A 3421-nucleotide genomic window follows, 5' to 3' on the forward strand; every position below is an offset into this window, starting at 1 on the left:
TCCATCATCATCAGTTGACCTTCAAGCTCTGGCTTCCATAGATCAGCCCAGCTTTGGAAGTCTTCCGGATCGTATATTTCAGTGTTAACAGCAAGACCTGTAATCGCAACTACGTGTGGAATAGAGTAGTCGTTGCTTGGGTCGTACGGCTTATCTAAGTAGTTAGTATCTAGGTTCTTGAAGTTGTACAGCTTAGTTTTATCGATTTTTTGTAGCATACCTTCGTCACGCATCTTAGAAACGAAGTAAGTCGACGGCACAACTAGGTCGTAGCCTTTGTTGTGTGTTTTTAGCTTTGCGTACAAGGTTTCATTCGACTCGTAAGTTGAGTAGATAACCTTGATTCCAGTTTCATCAGTGAACTGTTCTAGAATCTCACTATTGATGTAAGGTCCCCAGTTCATGAATACCAATTCTTTGTTATCTTTTGCAAATGATGATGCAGATAACATTGAAAGCGCACATGCACTACCAGCTAATAGAGTAGCCCATTTTTTCATTGACGTTAGCTCCAAACTAAACGTTGCCTAAAGGCAGTAGATAGAAAAACAGAATGGCAATTTACCATTCTGTTTATGAATAACACTTTTGTTAAACTTGAATCTTATCAAGTCCGTCTCAGCAAAGAGTAGGAGACTTACTTGATTTTCTCTCTCGCTAACAACTGAGAAATAATCACCAGTATTAACGACACCACTAACATCACTGTTGCTAGGGCGTTGACCTCTGGAGATATACCGACTTTAACCATCGAGTAAATCTTCAGTGGCAAGATTTCGTAAGTTGGACCTGTTACGAAAGAGCTGATGATCACATCGTCCAAAGACAGAGTGAAGCTCAATAACCACCCCGCAGCAACCGCTGGCTTAGCAAGAGGCAGGATGATCTGTTTTAGAATCGTCCACTCACTTGCACCTAAGTCTTTTGCTGCTTCTAGCATCTTCACATCAAAGCCATTCAAGCGACTGTAAACCGTTACCACAACGAACGGTAAACAGAAAGTAATGTGCGCTGCAAGTAGGGTAAAGAACCCAAGTTGTACACCCATAACCAAGAATAGCGCAAGAAGCGAAATCGCCATTACGATATCTGGTGACATCATCACGATGAACAACATGCCATTGACGATGCCTTTACCTTTAAATTGGTAACGGAATAGGGCAACGGCAGTCAGGCTTCCGACAATCGTTGCGGCAGTCGCTGAGAACACCGCTACGTTGATCGAATGCCACGCAGCCTGCATTAGGCTGTCGTTGTTAATCAGCGCGTCATACCATTTGGTGGTAAAGCCACCCCATTTCATGCCGAATTTATTGGCATTAAATGAGTTTGCAATCAATACGATAATAGGTAGGTATAGAAAAGCGTATACCAACGCCATAAAGCTGAACTTAACTGTGCGACCCATTAGTCTAGCTCCACTTTCTTATTCAATAACTTGCCTGCACGGTAGTAGGCATAAAGCATCACAGCCATTGCCACGGTCAGTGCAATACTCGTCGCAGCGCCAAACGGCCAGTCCCGAGCATTGAGTACTTGGCTCTTAATCACGTTACCAATCAGCAGGTTCTTTGCTCCGCCTAATAGGTCAGAGATGTAGAACATACCTAACGCGGGCAATAACACTAATAAACAACCGCCGACAATACCTGGCATAGTCAGTGGTAACACGACTTTCAATAGCGTTTGCAGTTTGTTCGCACCTAAATCTTTAGCCGCTTCTAGGTACGTATCGTCCAGTTTTTCAATCGCTGAATACAGCGGCAGAATCATGAATGGAAGTAGGATATACACCAAACCAATCATTACTGCGGTTTCTGAGTACATGATGCGTAGCGGCTTATCAATAATATCTAACGCTAACAAACCTTTGTTCAGAACCCCTTGAGTACCCAAAACCACTTTCAATCCGTAAGTACGAATCAGTGAGTTAGTCCAAAATGGTACAATCACGAGGAACAACATGATTGGACGCCACTTCGCTGGCATTTTTGCCACGATATAGGCGAACGGGTAACCAATAATTAAACAAAGCAGGGTAGCAACGATTGCCATATAGAAAGAGTGCATCAGCACTTTAAAATACAGCGGATCAGCCAAACGCACATAGTTATCGAGAGTAAAAGTCATCTCAATCAAGTTAGCTTCATCACGAGTTAAGAAGCTAGTACCGATGATCATGATGTTTGGAATCATCACGAACAGCACCAACCAACCTGTGATTAAAGCAACAATTGCGTTTTGTAAATTAAACTTCTTGCTCATCTTCTAATACCACTTCCCAGCTCTCAACCCAAGTTACTGCAACTTTTTGGCCCAGTGAGTGATCAACATCAGGGTCATCTTCGTTGAAGAATTCGCTAACCATGACACGCATACCCGACTCAAGTTCTACGACTGAATCTAATGTCATGCCTTTATAGGTTCGCTCGACAATGTGACCAACAATACCGCGTTGCTCAGATTCTTTGATTTCTTCGATACGAAGATCTTCAGGGCGAAGCAATACTTGCAGTTTTTGACCCGGTGTTACGTCTTTATCGTGATAGATAATGGACTCTTCACCTTCGATTGTCGCAACAATGCGCTTTTCATCTTGACGAGATTTAGCTGTCGCTTCGAATACGTTAATTTCACCAATGAAACGCGCTACGAATAGGTTCTTAGGCTCTTCGTAGATCTCTCTTGGTGTTCCGTCTTGTTCAATCACGCCATCACGCATAACAATAATGCGGTCGGACATAGAGAGTGCTTCTTCTTGGTCATGCGTTACAAAAATGAACGTGATACCAAGTTGGCGTTGCAGTTGTTTCAGCTCGATTTGCATCTGTTTACGTAGTTTGTAATCAAGAGCAGATAGAGATTCATCCAACAAGAGAACTTTAGGCTTATTAACGACAGCACGAGCGATTGCGATACGTTGCTGTTGGCCGCCAGATAGCTGGTGTGGCTTTCGTTGTGCCATTTGCTCTAAGCGCACCATTTTCAAAGCATCCATTACACGAGGTTCAATCTCGCTGCTTGGAACTTTCTGCATGCGTAAGCCAAATGCCACATTATCGAAAACGGTCATATGCGGGAATAGGGCATAGCTTTGGAAAACAGTGTTTACATGCCTTTGTTCAGCAGGAACTTGGGTTACGTTCTGTCCAGCTAATAGTATTTCACCACTATCCGCCGTTTCAAAACCCGCAATCATTCTTAGCACGGTTGTTTTACCACAACCTGATGGGCCTAAAATCGTGAGAAACTCACCATGATTTACGTTTAAATCCAGATTGCCGATGACTTCCTTACCATCGAAACTTTTACTGATGCCAGTTAGCTGTACTACTGGCTTCCCTACTGATTTTTTAGCGTTCAACGTCTGTTTTTCTCCACCTTGGTTCTATTTGAGACCTGTTGCTATACACCTCTAAGG

Annotated in this window: 4 protein-coding genes; all 4 read right to left on the bottom strand. The window is 43.1% G+C overall.

The annotated features are described in order from the left end of the window. A partial coding sequence (locus tag AB4653_RS25025) for an extracellular solute-binding protein (RefSeq protein ID WP_372105577.1) occupies positions 1 to 500 on the bottom strand: 500 nt, incomplete at its 3' end. 137 nt (positions 501 to 637) lie between these two features. Then, positions 638 to 1408 carry a spermidine/putrescine ABC transporter permease PotC gene (potC, locus tag AB4653_RS25030; protein ID WP_004733706.1) on the bottom strand — a complete coding sequence of 257 codons (771 nt, stop codon included), beginning with the start codon at positions 1406 to 1408 and terminating at the stop codon, positions 638 to 640. Beyond that, positions 1408 to 2265 carry a spermidine/putrescine ABC transporter permease PotB gene (potB, locus tag AB4653_RS25035; RefSeq protein ID WP_012603924.1) on the bottom strand — a complete coding sequence of 286 codons (858 nt, stop codon included), beginning with the start codon at positions 2263 to 2265 and terminating at the stop codon, positions 1408 to 1410. Before potB ends, potC begins: the two co-directional genes overlap by 1 nt. Then, entirely contained in the window at positions 2249 to 3364 is a 1116-nt protein-coding gene (gene potA, locus AB4653_RS25040; RefSeq protein ID WP_009846720.1) for a spermidine/putrescine ABC transporter ATP-binding protein PotA, read from the bottom strand. The genes potB and potA overlap by 17 nt, the downstream gene beginning before the upstream one ends. Positions 3365 to 3421: the final 57 nt, after the last annotated feature.

The sequence above is a fragment of the Vibrio sp. 10N.222.48.A3 genome, assembly GCF_041475345.1.
Classification (GTDB): Bacteria; Pseudomonadota; Gammaproteobacteria; order Enterobacterales; family Vibrionaceae; genus Vibrio; species Vibrio tasmaniensis_A.

What these genes read in the sequence shown, in the direction of transcription:
- potC (WP_004733706.1), bottom strand. Translation starts at nt 1,408, where the DNA reads ATGGGTCGCACAGTTAAGTTCAGCTTTATGGCGTTGGTATACGCTTTT.
- potB (WP_012603924.1), bottom strand. Translation starts at nt 2,265, where the DNA reads ATGAGCAAGAAGTTTAATTTACAAAACGCAATTGTTGCTTTAATCACA.